This is a genomic window from Termitidicoccus mucosus, from assembly GCF_038725785.1.
GTDB classification, from domain to species: domain Bacteria; phylum Verrucomicrobiota; class Verrucomicrobiia; order Opitutales; family Opitutaceae; genus Termitidicoccus; species Termitidicoccus mucosus.
The window spans coordinates 6,174,950-6,192,584 of the sequence record NZ_CP109796.1 but is presented as its reverse complement, the minus strand read 5'-3'; the positions used below and the strand labels follow the sequence as shown (position 1 = coordinate 6,192,584).

Genomic DNA, 17,635 nt, shown 5'->3' with positions numbered 1-17,635 from the left:
ATGACTGAATACGTTTACCGCCCCAAGCGCAGGGGCAAACGCTCTAGGCTCTATTATGGCCGCTACGCCCTCGCCCGTGGCGATAAACCCCGCACCGTGGCGCTCGGCACTCCTGACAAGCTCGTAGCCCGCAAACGCCTGCGAGACATCATCGTTGAGAAGCAGCGCGAGGCGGAAGGCATCATCAGCCCAAAGGCGCACCGCGAAGCCGCTGGCACACCGCTGGCGGTTTTGCTCGCCGAGCACATCGCCGACATCCGCGCCCGCAAAAAGACGGGAAAGCATGCGCGTGACACGGAATACCGCATCACGCGCATCCTGGCCGAAACCGGCTGGAAGCGCCTCGCCGACATCCGGCCCGATCAGTTCATCCGCTGGCGCTCAAAGCAGACAATGGCCGCGAAAACACTGCGCGAATATCAGGCCGCGCTGGTGGCCTTTCTCTCGTGGCTCGTCCGGCTCCGCCGCGTGGCGTTTAATCCGCTGGGCACCGTCGATGTCGTGGATACCCGGGGCAAAAAAGTCCACGAATCCCGCGCCTTTGCGACGGACGAACTGCGCCGGCTGCTGGCCGTTGCGCCGCAACGCCGCCTTGTTTACCTCACGCTGCTTTACACCGGGCAGCGGAAAAAAGAAATCAAGGCGCTGGTGTGGGATGATCTGCGCCTTGACGGGGACCGCCCGCACGTGCGTTTGCGCGGTTATACGCTCAAGGACCGCGAGAATCGGTCACTTCCCTTGCATCCCATGCTTGCCGCTGAATTGCGCGCCGCGAAGCCCGCCGACGCGAAGCCGGGCGCGCTGGTGTTTGGGACAATGCCCAAATGGGACACGCTCATGTCCGACCTCGAAAAAGCGGGCATCGCGCACGCGGACGAACTTGGCCGCGTGCTGCACTTCCACGCGTTTAGAAAAACATTCCAGACGCTGGGCGTGCTGCACGGAGTCAACCAGCGCGCCGCTCAGGATTTTCTTGGGCACTCGGATGCGAACCTCACGGCGAACATTTACACCGAGGTCCCGCAGGATAGTTATCACGATGAAATCCGAAAAATCCCATGGATTGCCGCGCCGGACGGTGTAGCAGCAGAATGCGCACAAATCAGCGCAAAAACCCCGATTCCCGGGGCATTTTTGACGCTTGTCAGAAACTTCGTAACGGTTGCGAAAACCGTTGATATTAAACAAATAGATGCTGCCCTTGCATCTCCTAAAATGGTGGAGGTGGCGGGAGTTGAACCCGCGTGCCCCTGACCTTCACGCGCCGCGTCTACCGTTGTAGTGAAGTGTTTGTTTCGCCTCTGTCACGCGACTTCACGCGCTTAAGCACAGGCTATCCCCCGGATGAAGTGTACGACGCTCGGACCGCGGGCGGCTCCATGCGTTATGCCTGCTGTCGACGCTTGTTCCGGCTAGCAGGTGTCGCCGGGCAAACGAGGCCGCGCTATTAGGCGGCCAAGGGCATCTCTTCGTAGTTGCCTATTATTGTTTTGAAGGATGATTAACGAGGCCAACCTTCATCCTCGAACGGCAGCGGCGTGCTCCAACCAAGGGTCGAATCCAGAACACCCCCGAAAATTGTTTGTCGCGGGTCGCGATTCGATCGGCATGGCATGCCAATCAAAGAACAAGCCGCCCACTTTACCCGCCGCCTCACCCGGCGCAAGCGGAGAATCCTGCAAACCGGATTCAAGTATCGACATCACTTGCCGCGCTTCCACTAATTTTTCCGCCATGAATGAGCAAGACACCGACAATAACTACATCACCGGCAGCGAGCAACTCATCGGGTTCGACAGGTTTCTCCGCGAGTTTCTCGCCTCGCAGGGCCTGAGTGAAAGCACCGCCGGCATCATCACCAACATTGTCACGGGCGGCACCATCATCCTGATCGCCATGATCGCCTACTGGCTGGTCAAGGTCATCATCGTGCGCAACGTCCACCGGCTCGTGGCCAAAAGCTCGGTGAAATGGGACGACGCCGTGATCGAGACCCGGCTCTTCGCGCGTCTCGCCCACCTCGCCCCCGCCATCATCATCGGCGGACTCGGCCGCGCCGTCTTCGCCGGGAATCCCGCGGTGCTCGCCGTCCTCAAGGTGTGCATCGCCCTGTATTTTATCGTCATCGTGGTCGGCGTCATCTTTTCGTTTCTCGACACCCTCTACCTCATCGCCCAGCGCGGCAACTTCCTCTCCGGGCTTCCCATCAAAGGCATCGTCCAGGCCTTCAAACTGGTCATCTTTCTCATCGCGGCCATCCTTGTGATTTCGGTCCTGTTCGGCAAATCGCCGCTCGTCATCCTCTCCGGGCTCGGCGCTCTGGCCGCCGTGCTGATGCTGGTGTTCAAGGACACCATCATGGGCTTCACCGCCGGCATCATGCTTTCCGCCAATGAGATGGTGCGCGTCGGCGACTGGATCGAGATGCCCTCGGCCGGCGCCGACGGCGACGTGATCGACGTGTCGCTCACCACGGTGAAGGTGCAGAACTGGGACAAGACCATCACCACAATCCCCGCCTACAACCTCATTTCGGGTTCCTTCAAAAACTGGCGCGGCATGTCCGAGTCCGGCGGACGCCGCATCAAGCGCTCGATCCACGTCGACATGCAGACCGTGCGTTTCGCCAATGAGGAAATGCTGGCGCGCTGGCAGAAAATCGACCTCATCCGGCCCTACCTCGACGCCAAGCTCCAGGAAATCGCCGAGGACAATAAAAAACGCGGAGCCGACACCTCCATCCTCGGCAATGGCCGCCGCCTCACCAACCTCGGGACCTTCCGCGCCTACTGCCTCGCCTACCTCAAGTCGCACCCGAAAATCCACCAGCAAATGACGATGATCGTGCGGCAGCTTGAGCCGAAGGAACTCGGCATCCCGCTCGAACTCTACACCTTCACCAACGACATCGGCTGGGTGGCCTATGAAGGCATCCAATCCGACATCTTCGACCACCTGCTTTCCGTGATTGGCGAGTTCGGCCTCGCGGTTTACCAGCGCCCCAGCGGCGCCGACAACCGTGCCCTCCTCACCTCGCTCGTCGCCGACACCACCGCTCCAAAACCACCGCGGGCGTAAGAAAAAATCGTTCGATTTTTAAAACACACGCATGCGCATCGCCGTCATCTCCGACACGCATAATCATTTCCCGTCCGGCCTGCCCGCCCTCGTCGCCGGCGCGGACGAGATCTGGCACCTCGGCGATGTTTGCGATCCCGCCGTGCTGGTTGAATTCGAGCAGCTCGGCCCGCCCCTGCGCGTCGTGCTGGGCAACAACGACAGTCATCCCTGGCCGCTCGTTCTGCGCCTCGAAATTCATGGCGTGCGCTGCCATCTCCAGCACATCCCGCCCGCCCGCGCTCCGCGCGACTGCGACCTGGTCATCCATGGCCACACCCACGTCCCACGCGACGAAACCATTGGAGGCGTTCGCTGGCTCAACCCCGGCTGCATTTCCTATCCGCGCGGCCGGGGCCTCAGCTTCGCCTGGCTCGCCATCGGCGCCGGCCGCTCCATCCACTGGCAAACCATGCCCCTCTGACGCCTCCTCACCGACGCCCGTCCGCCCGCAAAACCGGACTGTCCCGACACCGCGGGCCTCGCATCCCGCCGCGTTTGGGCGTCCAGTCTGCCGCGCACGAACTTTCGTCAGATACAACCCGGCCCAAAACCATGAAACTCCGCACTGCCCTCCTCACGCTGATCGTTTTGCCGATCATCGCCCACGCGGCCCCCGAAGCCGCGCAAGCCGTCCCGCCTCCCCCTGCATTGCCCGCCTTTCCCGGCGCCGAAGGCGCGGGTGCAACCACCCCGGGCGGACGCGGCGGACGTGTCCTCTACGTCACCAACCTCGACGATTCCGGCCCCGGCAGCCTGCGCGCCGCCTGTGAGGCGGAAGGGCCGCGCATCGTGCTTTTCCAAGTCGCCGGCATCATTTCGCTCAAGAGCGCCATCATCATCAAAAACCCATTCCTCACGCTCGCCGGCCAGACCGCCCCCGGCGATGGCGTCTGCCTGCGCGGCGCACCCCTCATGACCGCCACGCACGACGTCGTCGTGCGCCACCTTCGCAGCCGGCTCGGCGACGACACGGGACGCACCGAGGACGCGCTCGATGTCCATCACGGCTCGCGCGACGTCATCTTCGACCATTGCAGCGCCAGTTGGTCGGTCGATGAGTCCTTTTCCCTCTCCGGCGACAACTCCAACATCACCCTGCAATACTGCATCATCGGCGGCGCGCTCCGCGCCAGCATCCACGCCAAGGGCGCGCACGGCTTCGGCTCGCTCTCCCGCGCCAACGGCCCCGTCTCGCTTCATCACAACCTCTATATCCACAACGACGGGCGCAATCCCCGCCTCGGCACCAACTACAGCAAGCCGCCCTATCCCGTCTTCGATTTCAGGAACAATATAATATACAACCCCGGGCGCATCGCCTCCGGCAACACGCAGGGGCTGTTCCTCCGCTTCAATTATATAAACAACCTCATCATCCCCGGCGCCGACACCCGCGCGGCGACGCCCCTGCACATCGCGTCCGACGCCGGCTCCCCATCCGAGATCTATCTGTATATCGAGGGAAACATCTTCGAGGGCCACGATGACCAGACCGCCGACAACCGCCTTTTCATCGACCGCCGCGTGTTTGACGGCAAGACCCGGGTGCGCGTGGTCGACCATCCTTACGAGCTGCCGCCGGTCGCCACCCATCCCGCCGCCGACCTGCCTGGCGTTGTGCTGCCGACCATCGGCGCGTCACTGCCCGTCCGCGACTCCATCGACGCCCGCTATATCAACGATGTCGTCACCCGCGGCGGCAAGATCATCGACTCCCAAACCGAGCTCGGCGGCTGGCCCAAACTCAAAAGCGGCCCTGTCGCGACAGACACGGACGGCGACGGCATGCCCGATGAATGGGAAACACGCCACGGCCTCGATCCGCGTAATCCCGCCGACGGCGCGCAGGATGCCGACGGCGACGGCTATACCAACGTGGAGGAGTATTTAAACAATACCAACCCGCGCGAGCATATCGATTATACAAAAGCGGAAAACAACGTGGACACCACCTTCGGAAAACCGAAGGCATGACCCGGCGCCAGCGCCCACCGCAAGCGGCCTCGATCAATCCACCCCGCCACCGGGCGCCCCTGAAACAGCGCGGTTTTTCCTTCGCCGGCGGATTTCAAACACTGCGAGCATCGCGATTCCCAGCCCCATCAGCGCATAAGTGCCGGGCTCGGGGACGGGGGTGAAGGTGATATTGAGGCTCTTGCCGTCGGCATTCATCTCAATGCCGAAAACGCCGCCCTCAACATTGTTCCAGCGGGCAAACTCTGTGCCATCGACCAGGAAATACGACGGATCGAAACCCTCGACCGGAAGCGTCCCGCTGTTTATATAGGCGAAACGCCACGAGTAGCTTAGGGTCGGATCGAATTTGTTATAGGCGCCCGGTCCCGAGCCGCCAATCGAATAAAGCTTGATTATGATGGGGTCATTGACGTTGCCCACGATCTGAAAGCCGTTCCATATGCAAAGCTGGTCGAATTGCGAGGCGCTGCGCAAATCGAGATTTATGCGGCTGCCGGCGTCGAGGGTGAGCCCCTCGTGAAAATGAAGGGCGCCCGTCGTGCCCCGCCCACTCGGTTCGAGAGTCACCCCGTGCCCGGCCGCGACTGGCGAGACATGGTTGCCGCCGCCGGAAAGGGTCGAGCCGGCTTCGAGCACCATGCGGTTGGCGATCGTAATGCCCGACAGGGAGTGAAAGGTGGCGCCCGCGCCGACGGTGACCGCGCCGCTGCCGAGGCTGTCGCTTCCCTCCACGCTCAACATGCCGCCGAGGACAAAGGTGCCGCCCGTATAGTCATTCTGGGAATTGGTTATATGCACCGTCCCCGTGCCGGGGTCGTGCGGGGTGCGCTGCCCGATGTAGAGGGAAGACACATGGCGGCCCCCGATAGAGGAATTCACCGTCAGGTTTCCTCCGCGAATCGCCGTCAAATAAAGCGGGTTGGCCTGTCCTTCGCCGCCGGGAGGGGTGATGACGCCGTCGATCGCGACATCGCTGCTGGTCCCGAGATAATAGGGATCGGTGCGGGTGAAGCCCGCGGATAGATCAATGTTTTCAGTTATGACCCGCTTGCCCGCACCATCGGCGGCATCTATGCCGACGATGGCATTCGGATCGGATATTGCCCCGATGCGGTTGAGAAATTCGCTGAAGTTGTTGGAGAATCTTTCCGTGTAGCCCACATAGGCGGCATGGTCGAATTGCACCCGGCTGGGGGCGCCGACCTTGACCTCCGCCGATGTTGCGTCGGCGACGGTCACGCCATCATGGCCGGAAAGCGCACCGGGACTGTCCAGGATGATATTGGAATAGCGCGCGGTGACATCGCCCGGGAAGGTGTTATTGCCTTGGAGATAAACCGTGAGCGGCGATCCAAAGGCGGACTGCACCCTGACACCCTCCGCCCCGCCTCCTGTGAGATTGCTTTTTATATAGAGCACGCCGTTGCCGCCGCCAAACAGATACGGGCTTCCGGGAGCGACAGTGATCGGGCCGCTGATGGTGGCGGAGCTTTTCGAGCCGATGCCTTGATAGGCGCAAAGCCGGCTGAGGTCGATGGCCTCGGTGATGACGGCGGCGGCGGTATCGAAGCCAAGCGTGCCCCGGAATCCCTCGTCATCGAGATGCCCGATCAACGATGCCTGCAAATTCAATATATAGGCCGCGCCGACGTAGCCGGATGCCTCCGCGGTGATCGTGCCATGCGACGGCACCGCCTGGGCCGCGCCAAAATAAAGCGTGCTGTTTTCAGCCACGTGCGTGCCGCCGCCGTATGTGTTCGAGCCTGAAAGCATGACCGGGTTGGGGCCGGAAACCGTCAGCCTGGCGACCTGCTGCGCCTGTCTCACCGGGCCGGTGATTTCAATCATGCCGACTTGGAGGCCGGGACTGGAGCCGAGCACCGTGTCCCGGTTAAGCACAAGCGCTCCGGACAGCACGGCCGTGCCGCCGCCATGAATGCCGATGGGCGCGGCACCACCCCTGACCACAATATCACTCTCAAACGTGGCACCGCCTGCGAGGAAAAGCCCGCCACCGTCGAGCGACACGGAGCACGCCTTGGCGATGCTCGCGGCGGCATCCACGACGACAGTCCCCCGCCCCACGCAAATCTCCGCGATGCCGTTCACCTCCCCGGCGAGCCGCAGCACGCCCGCGCCGGTTTTGGATAACACGTTGCCGGTTCCCATGCCCTGCATGCGGCCATAGACAACCAATGCCCCGCCATCGGCGACCTCAATGGACTGCGCCCTTTGGAAATTAAACCTGACCGACGATCCAAACACCACGCTGCCGCCGGCTGAGACTTTAATGGCGGCATTTTCGGAATTTTTCGCCACATTAACAATCGTCGTCCCCTCCGTCATGCATTGGAACTCATATGTGCCCGATGTGTGCGTGAATAAAATGTTGGCCACCGTCCCCTCTGCTGGAGGCAGCAGGATTTTACCCATCCCCGCCCCATTATAAATAATGACCGTATCCGGCGAGTTAACCGGCACTTGATGACCTTCCCAGTTGCGCTCATCATGATACAGCCCGTTTCCTGCCGCTCCGGTCCATGTATAGGTTGCCGCCGACCCCGTTAGCAGTGGGACTCCAAAAAACAATACGGTCAGCCAAAACCTCTTCATGCGCATGGCTAATGTGGTAGGATTAGTTATTTGCATTTGCAAGCTATCAAATTGTAAATATAATGCTACGAAGCACATAATTAATATTCGAAATACAATATGGATTTCGTGCAAAGCGAGAGACTCGACAGGATGGACAAACCGACCTCAGTTTGAGTTGCCCATTGCCATTGCCCATCGCTCTTGGGCTTGCCAGCGAAACCGGCCTCGCCAAGCTCGCCTGCTCCATGGCACGCCACGTTGTCACTTTTCACTATTCGCTGCGCGACACCTCTGACCGAGTGCTCGATCTCTCCTTCGGCGGATCGCCTGTCGTTTATCTGGAAGGCGCCGGACAAATCATTGACGGGTTGGAGGAAGCGCTCCGTGACCGGCAGCCGGGCCCGCAGCCGCGCATCATCGTGCCCGCCGCCGAAGCTTACGGCGAATACGACGCCTCGCTCGTCCGGAAAATCCGCCGCGATGCCATTCCCGTGCAGGGCGAGATGCGTGTCGGCGACCGTTTCCAGACCGATCCCAGTCCCGGCGCGCCCGTCGTGATGGTCGCCGCCGTCGAAGGCGACGAGGTCACGCTCGATGCCAACCACCCGCTCGCCGGCATGGACTTGTCCTTCGACGTGGACATCGTCGAAGTCCGGGAGGCGACCGAGGCCGAAATCGCCCAAGGGCATCCCGACACGCCGGACGGCTGCGGGGATTGCGATTGCGGCGACGACTGCGCCGGCCAGGGCAATCCCGGCCGTTGCGGTTGCGGCGGCCGCGGATCACGGTGAAATGTTTTTTGTTTTTCGCCTCGTCGTTTTTGTTGCGTCGCTTTTTGCCCGCCCATTTCCTCGCAAAACATCCGGCCCCCGCATCCGGCATCCACATAACCCTTTCCAGCATCACTTTTCCCCGCACCCATCATGAACATCCTCGGCATTGATATCGGAGGCTCGGCCGTCAAAGGCGCCCCGGTTGACACCAAGACAGGAAAACTTCTCGCCGAACGCCTCCGCATCGAGGCCAAGGGCAAGCTCACGCCCGCGCAGCTCTCCGCCGCGGTCGCCGAAATCGTGCGGCACTTCCGCTGGCGCGGCCCCATCGGCGCGGGCTTTCCCGGCGTGATTCACGGGTCAACCATCAGGACCTCGGCCAACCTCAGCAAACGCTTCATCGGCTGCGACCTCGCCGCGCTCATCGCCAAGGCCGCCAAGACCCGCGGCGCCGTCCGCGTGCTCAACGACGCCGATGCCGCCGGCATCGCCGAGATGCGTTTCGGCGCCGGCCGCAAGCGCAAGGATTCCGTGCTCGTGCTCACGCTCGGCACCGGCGTCGGCTCCGCGATGTTTTTTAACGGACTCCTCTTTCCCAACACCGAGTTCGGCCATCTCCCCTGCAACGGCCATTCCATCGAAAAGGACGTCGCCGCCTCGGCGCGTAAACTCCAGAACCTTTCATGGCACAAATGGGGATGCCGCCTCGGCGACTACATCCGCACGCTCGAAACACTCGTCGCCCCCGCGTTTATCATCATCGGCGGCGGCGTGAGCGCGCGTCACGAGAAATTCTTCAAATACCTGAAAACGCGCGCGCCCGTCGTCCCCGCCGAGTTCCTCAACGAAGCCGGCATCGTGGGCGCCGCGCTTTACGCCGGCCCGGCGAAATAAAACCGCTCCACCCCCGGCCCGTCTTTCCGTGCAATGACCGCTCCCGCCCGATCGCCCGATGCCGCCGCGCCTGTTGCGTCCCGGCCCGCTCCTCCTCCCCGGAAAAAATCACGCAAGTGGCTCTGGCTGTTCCTCGCCGGCATCGGGTTGCTCGGCCTGCTCGTCGCGCTCGCCGTGATGAAAAACGCGCAGCCGCGCGCCAGCCGCGTCACCGTCGAGAAGGCGATCGTCAAAACCATCACGCAAGTCGTCTCGGCCACCGGCAAAATCCAGCCCGAGGTCGAGGTGAAAATCGCGCCCGAGGTCGCCGGCGAAATCATCGAGCTGCCCTTCCGCGAGGGCGCCGACGTGAAAAAAGGCGAACTCCTCGTCCGCATCAAACCCGACGCCTACCGCTACCAGTTTGAACAGCGCGAAGCCGACCTCGCCGCCGCCCGCGCCTCCGCGCTCGAAACCGAGGTGCGGTTCCAAAAGGCCGAGGAGGATTTCAAGCGCGACGAAAGCCTCCACAAACAAAACCTCATCTCCGACTTCGAGTTTGCCACCGCCCGCGCCGACTACGAAATGGCGCGCGCCAGCCTCGACAGCGCCATCGCCAACATCCGCCGCGCCGAGGGACTCCTCAACCAGGCGCGCGACCAGCTCGACAAAACCACCATCTACGCGCCCATCGACGGCACCGTCAGTTCGCTCACCTCCGAGGTCGGCGAACGCGTCGTCGGCACCGGCCAGTTTGCCGGCACCGAAATCATGCGCGTCGCCGACCTCGCCAACATGGAAGTGCGCGTCAACATCAACGAAAACGACATCGTCAACGTGAAAATCGACGACCGCGCCATGATCGCCATCGACGCCTTCCCCGGCCGCAAATTCGAGGCCATCGTGAAGGAAATCGGCTCCGCCGCGCAGACCACCGGCGCGAACACGCAGGAGGAGGTGACCAATTTCCAGGTCAAAATCCGCATCCTCGACAAAAGCGTGCCCATCCGCTCCGGCATGAGCGCCAACGCCGACATCGAGACCCGGACGGTCGCGAATGCCGTGGCCGTTCCCATCCAGTCCGTCACCGTCCGCGCCCGCGACACGGCCCGGACGCTCGACCAGCTCGCCGACGCCCGCGCCAAGGCCGAGACGGAAAACAAGGGCGAAGGCGCCGCCACCGCCGTCAACACCCGCGCCGACGCGCAACGCCGGCGCGACGACCGCGACAACCTCCAGCGCGTCGTCTTCGTGCGCCACGGCGCCACCGTGAAAATGGTTCCGGTCGAGACCGGCATTGCCGACACCGCGCACATCGAAATCAAGTCCGGCGTGCGGGAAGGCGACGAAGTGGTGAGCGGCAGCTACGCGGCCATCACGCGCATTCTGGCCGACGGCGCGTCCGTGCTCGTCGAGCCCGCGAAAAAAGGCCCGCCCGCAAAATAACGGCCAGGGAGACGCGCCAGCGTGTAGCGCAGGCATCCTGCCTGCCATCGAAATAGGAAGGCGCGAAGCGCCGCTGGCTTTTTCTCAAGAAATAAATGAGCGCTTCGCGCGATAAAATTAACGTCGGCAGGCAGGATGCCTGCGCTACGCACACGCCGCCGCGCGCAGTGCACCTGCGAGTCAGCTTCTTTCTCTTTATCTTTCTCCCCGCCCGTTCCTGAGGAAAGAAGAAAGAGAAAGATTCCGGCGGTGACACCACTTCCGATTGCCTCCGAAGTTCGCCCACACCGGCATGGACGCTTGCGATGGGTGGCGCTTTCCGGCATGAAAGATCCTTTTTTCGATGCATTGGATTCTGGCCAGCCTGGTGTCGGCGTTTTTTCTCGGTTGCTACGATCTCGCCACAAAACAGTCGGTCCGGGAAAACGCCGTCCTGCCGGTGTTGTTCTGGACCAACGTTTGCAGCGCGCTCGTCTGGCTGGCCTTGATGGCGTGGCAGTCGGCCTCCCCGGACATATTCCCGCCCCTGCCGGAGCTTTTGCTGGTCGAGCCGGTGTCGCCGAAACAGCACCTGCTGCTCGCGTTGAAGTCGGCCATCGTGGCGGCATCGTGGATCTGCTCGTATTTTGCCGTGAAACACCTCTCGGTCTCGCTCGCCGCGCCGATTCGCGCGACGGGGCCGGTGTGGACGCTTTTCGGGGCGCTGCTCGTGCTCGGCGAACGGCCCGCCTGGCTGCAAGTCCTCGGCGTCGTCATCACCATCGGCTCGTTCATCGGCCTCTCGTTCGCCGGGCGCAGGGAGGGCGTGCATTTTCACCGCGACAAATGGATCTGGCTGCTCGTTGCCGGCACTCTCATCGGCGCGGTCAGCGCGCTCTACGACAAATTTCTGCTCGGCCGGCTCGGCTTCCGGGCCAGCACTGTGCAGGCCTGGTTCGCGATTTATCTCACGGCGATCTTTCTCCCGCTCGCGCTCGGCTGGAAGTTCCGCCTGTGGCCGCGCAAGACCTTTCACTGGCGCTGGGGCATCCCGCTCATGTCGCTGACGCTGCTCGCGGCGGATTTCCTTTATTTCAACGCGCTGCGCGACTCCGACGCGCTCGTGTCGCTCGTGTCGAGTTTCCGGCGGGGCAGCACGCTGGTCGCGTTTGCCGGGGGCCTGCTGTTTTTCCACGAACCCAACGGCCTGCAAAAGCTCCCCGCCGTCATCGGCGTGCTCGCCGGCATCGTGCTGACGATCATCGGATGAGCCCGCCTTTTCAGAACACGCTTTCCCTCCGTGCGCATTCCCTGCATGTTGCAGCGACGCCCTTCCCTTCAATTCAATGAACCCTCAATCCCTCCGCCGCCCCGCGCGGCTTCCCCTGCTCGCCACCGCCATGACACTGCTCTCGACCACCCTCGCCGCCGCCCAACCCGCCGTCATCCCGCTCTGGCCTGAAGGCGTGCCCGGCCTTCGCGCCGACGCCGCGCCCGACAAGGACACGCCCGCGCATTCGTCCGGCGTCCATCACCCCTCCATGACATTTGTGCCCGGGCGGCGGCTACGCCCGCCTTTCCATGCAAAACGAGGGCCGCGACGTCGCCGCCTGGCTCAACTCCATCGGCGTGTCCGCCTTCGTGCTCAAGTATCGCATGAAGGAATACGGCCAGCCCGCGCCGCTTCAGGACGTGCTCCGCGCGATCCGCACCGTCCGCGCCGGCGCGGACAAATTCGGCGTGCGCGCGGATCGCATCGGCGTGCTCGGTTTCTCCGCCGGCGGGCATGTCGCGTCGTGCGCCGCCACGCTCTTCGACACCGGGGCGGGCAGGACCGGCGCACCGCTCGACGCCACCAGCGCGCGGCCCGATTTTGCCGTGCTCGTTTATCCCGTCATCTCGATGCGCGACGACATCGGCCACCGCGGCTCGCGCAACAACCTCCTCGGGGAAAACCCGTCCGCCGCCCTCATCGACTTTTATTCCACCGACGAACGCATCACCAAGAACACCCCGCCCACCTTCCTGATTTCCGGCGGCGACGACAAAACCGTGCCCGTGCAGAACAGCATCCGCTTTTACCTCGCCCTCCGCCGCGAAGGCGTCCCCGCCGAGATGCACTTGTATCAAAACGGCGCGCACGGTTTCGGGATGAAAACCGACACCGGCAACGCCGCCACGTGGCCCGCGCGCTGCGAGGACTGGATGCGCGCCAACGGCTGGCTGGCCGAACCCGCGCCGCTGGTGAAGTCCGGCGTGTATGCGTGGGACGCGCTTGAGGTTCAAAAAACCAAAACCGGCCAACGGCGCGCCCTGTTCGACGGTCCCACGCCCGTCCTTCAGATGCTCGAAAGCCACGTCACCACGCTTGCCCCCGGCGCGGTCATGCACGCTCCTCCCGGCCACCGCCATCCCGACGACGAACTGCTTCTCGTCAAGGAAGGCTCGCTCGAAATCGTCATCGACGGCAAAATGCAAACCGCCGCCGCCGGTTCGCTCATCTACTTCGCCTCCGGCACCGAGCACGCCATGCGCAACCCGTCGGGCGACACGCCCGCCACTTACCACGTCATCCGCATCCTCCCCCGGCATGTCCGCCTCGCGTCCAGGCCTTCCCCGAGAAAACGCCGTGCCGCGCGCAAAAGCTGAACCGCATGAGCCGGCTTTCTCCGAAAAGCCGGTGCAATAAAAAACCGGACCTTGCGGGTCCGGTCTGCCTTGCGACATGGAAGGGCTTGCGAAAATCGCCTAGAGCTTCGTGATGTCGATTTTCTTGAGAAGTTGCTTGAGTATTTTGCCCGACTTGAACTTGACCACGGCGCGCTCGGGAATGACAACCTCCGCGGCGGGCTTGTTCGGGTTGCGGCCAATGCGGGACTTGCGTTTTTGCACTTCCAAAACACCGAAATTGCGAAGCTCGACATTGCGTCCCTCCGCGAGAGCCTTCATGATGATGTCGAGTGTCATCTGAACGGTCGCGACAACCTCTTTTTGCGGAAATCCGGTCTTCTCGTAGATTTCCAAGACTATTTCTCGTTTGGTTAGGTTTGTAGACATAATTTGTAAGTTACTTTAAATATCTGAATGGATTCCTAAGCAATTTTCAATTCTAAGATTACGTCAATGATAGATTAGCATGATTTATTAAAAAATGAATGAAAAAAACACGCAAGACCCCACGGATCAACTGCCTAAAGAGATTCGTGACGCTCTGAAAGGTTCCCCCTTTCGCACATTTTTCGTGCAGCCGGGGGCTTCCGCCCCCGATGCAACCGGCGAGGAGAAGCCCGCGGAAGAGACTCATGAAGAGACGTTAAAGCGGATTCGCGCCTTCAACCTGAAGCCCCGGGAAATCCGCGATCATCTCGACCGTTTCGTCATTCAGCAGGCCGAGGCCAAGAAGGTCCTCTCGGTCGCCATCTGCGACCATTACAACCACGTCCGCCAGTGCATCGAGCAGCCGGAACTCCGCGAGCGCGACTACGCCAAGCAAAACATCCTCCTGCTCGGGCCAACCGGCGTCGGCAAAACCTACCTCATGCGCTGCATCGCGCGCCTCATCGGCGTGCCCTTCGTCAAAGCCGACGCCACCAAGTTCTCCGAGACCGGCTACGTCGGCGGCGACGTCGAGGACCTCGTGCGCGACCTCGTGAAAGCCTCCGACGGCGACGTGGAGCTGGCCCAATACGGCATCGTTTACATCGACGAAATCGACAAGATCGCCTCCGCCTCCGGCAATGTCGCGGGCGGCGGCGGGCGCGACGTGTCCGGGCGCGGCGTGCAGATCAACCTTCTCAAGCTCATGGAGGAGACCGACGTGAACCTGCAAAGCCAGACCGACCTCGCCGCGCAGATGCAGGCCATGATGGAAATGCAGCGCACCGGCAAGGCACGCAAACGCACCATCAACACCCGGCACATCCTCTTCATCGTGAGCGGCGCGTTCGACAAGCTCGCCGAGCAGGTGCGCCGCCGCGTGCAAAGCGGCAGCATCGGTTTCGGCGCCGCCGGGGCCGCCGCGAGCGCCAGCGCCGAGGCCCGCGTGGAAAACGACAGCGATTTCCTGCGCCTCGCCCAGTCGCGCGACATCATCGACTACGGCATGGAGCCGGAGTTTGTCGGGCGCCTTCCCGTGCGCGTCGCCTGCCAGTCGCTCACGGCGAAAGACCTCGAGCAAATCCTGCTCACCTCCGAGGGCAGCATCTTGCAGCAATATCGCGCCGATTTCGCGGGCTACGGCATCGACTTCGACATCACGCCGCCCGCCGTGCGCGAAGTCGCCGCGCAGGCGCACAAGGAAAACACCGGCGCGCGCGGCCTGATGACCGTGCTCGAGCGCGTGTTTCGCAATTTCAAGTTCGAGCTGCCCTCGACCGCGGTGAAAGCCTTCCGCATCGACGAGCGCACGGTCGCCGAGCCCGCCGCCGTGTTGCAGGAGCTGCTCAAGGAGAACGCGAAGCAGCAGCACGAAGTCCTGCGCGCCGACGTGGCCGCCTTCACGCAGCGCTTTCAGGCCGAGCACGGCTTCGAACTGGCCTTCGACGAGGGCGCGCTCGACGCGCTCATCGAGGAAAGCCTTGCGCTCGACAAGACCATCCGCGCGCTCTGCGAGGAAAAATTCCGCAACTTCCACCACGGCCTGAAGCTCCTCGTGAACGAAGGTGAATCGCGCAAATTCGACATCACGCGCGAGGTCGTCGAGAATCCCGACAAGGCCATCTCGCGCTGGGTGGTGGAGCGCTTCAAGAGCACCGGCGCCGCATAAACGCAAAGGGCGCGCCCCACGTTGCGGCGTCCCTCTTTATTCTTTCCTCTTTATCTTTCTTCTTTCTCTTCCGAAGCGGGCTCTCCGCAGGAAAGAAAGATCATACCATTTCCCAGTCATTTATAGACTTATCAAGGCAGGACGAAGCCCCCGGCTGAGCCGCGGCTCGGCCGGGACGGCTCGTCCTACCGAAAATATAAATTTCGCTCGGAGATGGTATAAAGCGGAAAGAGAAAGAAGGCCCGTCCGGCATCACCCTGGATTCTCCCCCTGCGGCGGACGCGGACGTTTCGCGCGCGGACGGTGCTGTTGCTTGTATTCGAAAAAATATCCGCGCTGGCGGAGTTTTTCGCCCGGGTCGCGGGCGACGTAAACCTCCCTGCCCGTGTAGGGATCGATGCCGCTGTGGTAAATCGCAGAGTCGAGCGTCATCGGCGTGGGCGTGAAATCCTGCACTTGCTCAAGTTTGTAGCCGAGACGCTTCAGGTCGGTCGAAAGCGCCCGCATGTCCTCCTCGCGGCAATACGGAAGGCTGGAAATAAAATACGGGACGAGTTGCTGGCGCAGGTCCTCCTTTTCGTTGATGTCGTCAAAGGCGGCCTTGAACGCCTCGAACATCGCGAAGCCCGGTTTGCGGATGTGCGCCAGGATGTGCGGCGCGCTGTGCTCGGGCGCGACTTTCAGGCGCCCGGAAACGTGGTGGCGCACGAGCTGCTCGAAATAAGTCCGTCCGTCGGGCGAGCGGAAATCGCCGGTCTTGTCATCGAGAAAAATGTCGTAGCGGATGCCGCTGCCGACAAAGGCGCGCTTCACTTCCGGATGCGCGAGGACTTTCCGGTAAAGGGCGGTGAGCCGGGTGAGGTCGGTGTCGAGGTTGCGGCACACGCGCGGGTGCAGGCACGACGGGCGGCGGCAGCGCGCGCAGATGGTTTCGTCGCGTCCGCGCAGGCCATACATGTTGGCCGAGGGGCCGCCGAGGTCGCTGATGTTGCCCTTGAAATCCGGCATGGCCGCGACGCGATCGACCTCGCGCAGGATCGAGGCCTCCGTGCGCGATGAAATGAATTTTCCCTGATGCGCGGAAATGGTGCAGAAACTGCATCCGCCAAAACAGCCGCGATGCATCGTGATCGAGTGGCGGATCATCTCGTAGGCCGGAATGCGGCGGCCCTTGTAGCGCGGATGCGGAACGCGCGTATAGGGCAGGTCGAAGGACGCGTCGGTCTCGGCGGGCGTGAGGCAGGGATGCGGCGGATTGACCACGATGGCGCGGTCGCCGACCGGCTCGACCAGCGTGGCGGCGGCGGCGCGGTTGGACTCCTCCTCGATGCGGCGGAAATTGGCGGCGAACTTGTGTTTGTCGGCGAGGCAGTCCTCGTAGGAATGCAGCAGGACCGCGGAGGACGGCGCGGCGGCGCGTGGCGCGAGGAAGGCCGTTTGCCTGATGTCGGCGAGCGCGCCCGCCGCCTCGCCGGCGGCGAGGCGCGCGGCGATTTCGCAAACCGGTTTTTCGCCGAGCCCGTAAACGAGCAAATCGGCGCCGCTCTCGACCAGGACGCCGGGCTTCAGCGTGTCGGACCAATAATCGTAATGCGTGAGCCGCCGCAGCGACGCCTCGATGCCCCCGAGGACGACGGGCGTTTCCGGATACAGCCGCTTGAGGATCTGCGTGTAAACCGTGGCCGCGTAATCGGGCCGCGCCCCGGCGCGCGCGTCCACCGTGTAGGCATCGTCGCTGCGCAGGCGGCGGTTGGCGGTGTAGTGATTCACCATGCTGTCCATGCAGCCGGCGGAAACGCCGAAAAAGAGCCGCGGCGCGCCGAGCTTGCGGAAGTCGCGCAGGTCGTCGCGCCAGTTGGGCTGCGGCACGATCGCGACGCGCCAACCGCGCGCCTCCAGCACGCGGCCGATCACCGCCGCGCCAAACGACGGATGGTCCACGTAAGCATCGCCGGTGAACAAAATGATGTCCGCGCAGTCCCAGCCGCGCGCGTCGAGTTCCTTTTTCGACGTGGGCAAAAACGCGCGCGGATCGGCGTGCGCCGGCAAGATTGCGGTGTGAGCGGACACGGACATGGCCGGCCATCCTGCCCGCCGCGGGTGCGGA

Annotated in this window: 13 protein-coding genes and 1 other RNA gene; 10 read left to right on the top strand and 4 right to left on the bottom strand. The window is 62.8% G+C overall.

Translation table 11 applies throughout. From position 1 onward, the window contains the following. A complete protein-coding gene (locus tag OH491_RS21700; RefSeq protein WP_334319633.1) occupies positions 1 to 1,254 on the top strand; it encodes a site-specific integrase in 1,254 nt (417 codons plus the stop codon). Here the strand turns inward: OH491_RS21700 and ssrA are convergent. Continuing rightward, positions 1,217 to 1,573, bottom strand: a transfer-messenger RNA (tmRNA) gene (gene ssrA, locus OH491_RS21695). The genes OH491_RS21700 and ssrA overlap by 38 nt on opposite strands. 161 nt (positions 1,574 to 1,734) lie before the next feature. Between ssrA and OH491_RS21690 the strand changes: the two genes are divergently transcribed. The 3 genes from OH491_RS21690 (at position 1,735) to OH491_RS21680 (ending at position 5,094) form a co-directional block, all read left to right on the top strand. Next, the gene (locus tag OH491_RS21690; RefSeq protein WP_068772462.1) at positions 1,735 to 3,078 is read left to right on the top strand and encodes a mechanosensitive ion channel family protein; all 1,344 of its coding nucleotides are present in this window, start codon (positions 1,735 to 1,737) and stop codon (positions 3,076 to 3,078) included. A gap of 31 nt (positions 3,079 to 3,109) precedes the next feature. Further along, complete coding sequence (locus OH491_RS21685) at positions 3,110 to 3,541, top strand: metallophosphoesterase family protein (RefSeq protein WP_068772463.1); 432 nt, start codon at positions 3,110 to 3,112, stop codon at positions 3,539 to 3,541. A 131-nt stretch (positions 3,542 to 3,672) separates the two neighbouring features. Then, complete coding sequence (locus OH491_RS21680) at positions 3,673 to 5,094, top strand: pectate lyase family protein (RefSeq protein WP_068772464.1); 1,422 nt, start codon at positions 3,673 to 3,675, stop codon at positions 5,092 to 5,094. A gap of 33 nt (positions 5,095 to 5,127) precedes the next feature. Here OH491_RS21680 and OH491_RS21675 read toward each other — a convergent pair whose 3' ends face one another. After that, positions 5,128 to 7,416 carry a PEP-CTERM sorting domain-containing protein gene (locus OH491_RS21675; protein ID WP_334319634.1) on the bottom strand — a complete coding sequence of 763 codons (2,289 nt, stop codon included), beginning with the start codon at positions 7,414 to 7,416 and terminating at the stop codon, positions 5,128 to 5,130. 464 nt (positions 7,417 to 7,880) lie between these two features. Here OH491_RS21675 and OH491_RS21670 point away from each other — a divergent pair, with 464 nt between their 5' ends. The 5 genes from OH491_RS21670 (at position 7,881) to OH491_RS21650 (ending at position 13,412) form a co-directional block, all read left to right on the top strand. Continuing rightward, positions 7,881 to 8,483, top strand: coding sequence for an FKBP-type peptidyl-prolyl cis-trans isomerase (locus OH491_RS21670; protein WP_068772466.1), 603 nt, complete (start codon positions 7,881 to 7,883; stop codon positions 8,481 to 8,483). A 132-nt stretch (positions 8,484 to 8,615) separates the two neighbouring features. Next, positions 8,616 to 9,359, top strand: coding sequence for a polyphosphate--glucose phosphotransferase (gene ppgK / locus OH491_RS21665; protein WP_068772467.1), 744 nt, complete (start codon positions 8,616 to 8,618; stop codon positions 9,357 to 9,359). A gap of 33 nt (positions 9,360 to 9,392) precedes the next feature. Continuing rightward, a complete protein-coding gene (locus OH491_RS21660; protein ID WP_068772468.1) occupies positions 9,393 to 10,784 on the top strand; it encodes an efflux RND transporter periplasmic adaptor subunit in 1,392 nt (463 codons plus the stop codon). Positions 10,785 to 11,127: 343 nt separating this feature from the next. Continuing rightward, positions 11,128 to 12,033, top strand: coding sequence for a DMT family transporter (locus OH491_RS21655; protein WP_068772469.1), 906 nt, complete (start codon positions 11,128 to 11,130; stop codon positions 12,031 to 12,033). A gap of 311 nt (positions 12,034 to 12,344) precedes the next feature. Next, complete coding sequence (locus tag OH491_RS21650; RefSeq protein WP_342750687.1) at positions 12,345 to 13,412, top strand: cupin domain-containing protein; 1,068 nt, start codon at positions 12,345 to 12,347, stop codon at positions 13,410 to 13,412. A 99-nt stretch (positions 13,413 to 13,511) separates the two neighbouring features. Here OH491_RS21650 and OH491_RS21645 read toward each other — a convergent pair whose 3' ends face one another. After that, positions 13,512 to 13,820: an HU family DNA-binding protein gene (locus OH491_RS21645; protein ID WP_068772471.1), complete on the bottom strand. Its 309-nt coding sequence runs from the start codon at positions 13,818 to 13,820 to the stop codon at positions 13,512 to 13,514. A gap of 184 nt (positions 13,821 to 14,004) precedes the next feature. Between OH491_RS21645 and OH491_RS21640 the strand changes: the two genes are divergently transcribed. Beyond that, positions 14,005 to 15,528 (top strand): AAA family ATPase, encoded by a 1,524-nt coding sequence (locus tag OH491_RS21640; RefSeq protein WP_334319635.1) that lies wholly within the window; start codon positions 14,005 to 14,007, stop codon positions 15,526 to 15,528. 252 nt (positions 15,529 to 15,780) lie between these two features. Here the strand turns inward: OH491_RS21640 and OH491_RS21635 are convergent, their stop codons facing one another. Continuing rightward, positions 15,781 to 17,577, bottom strand: coding sequence for a YgiQ family radical SAM protein (locus OH491_RS21635; protein WP_334319636.1), 1,797 nt, complete (start codon positions 17,575 to 17,577; stop codon positions 15,781 to 15,783). Positions 17,578 to 17,635: the final 58 nt, after the last annotated feature.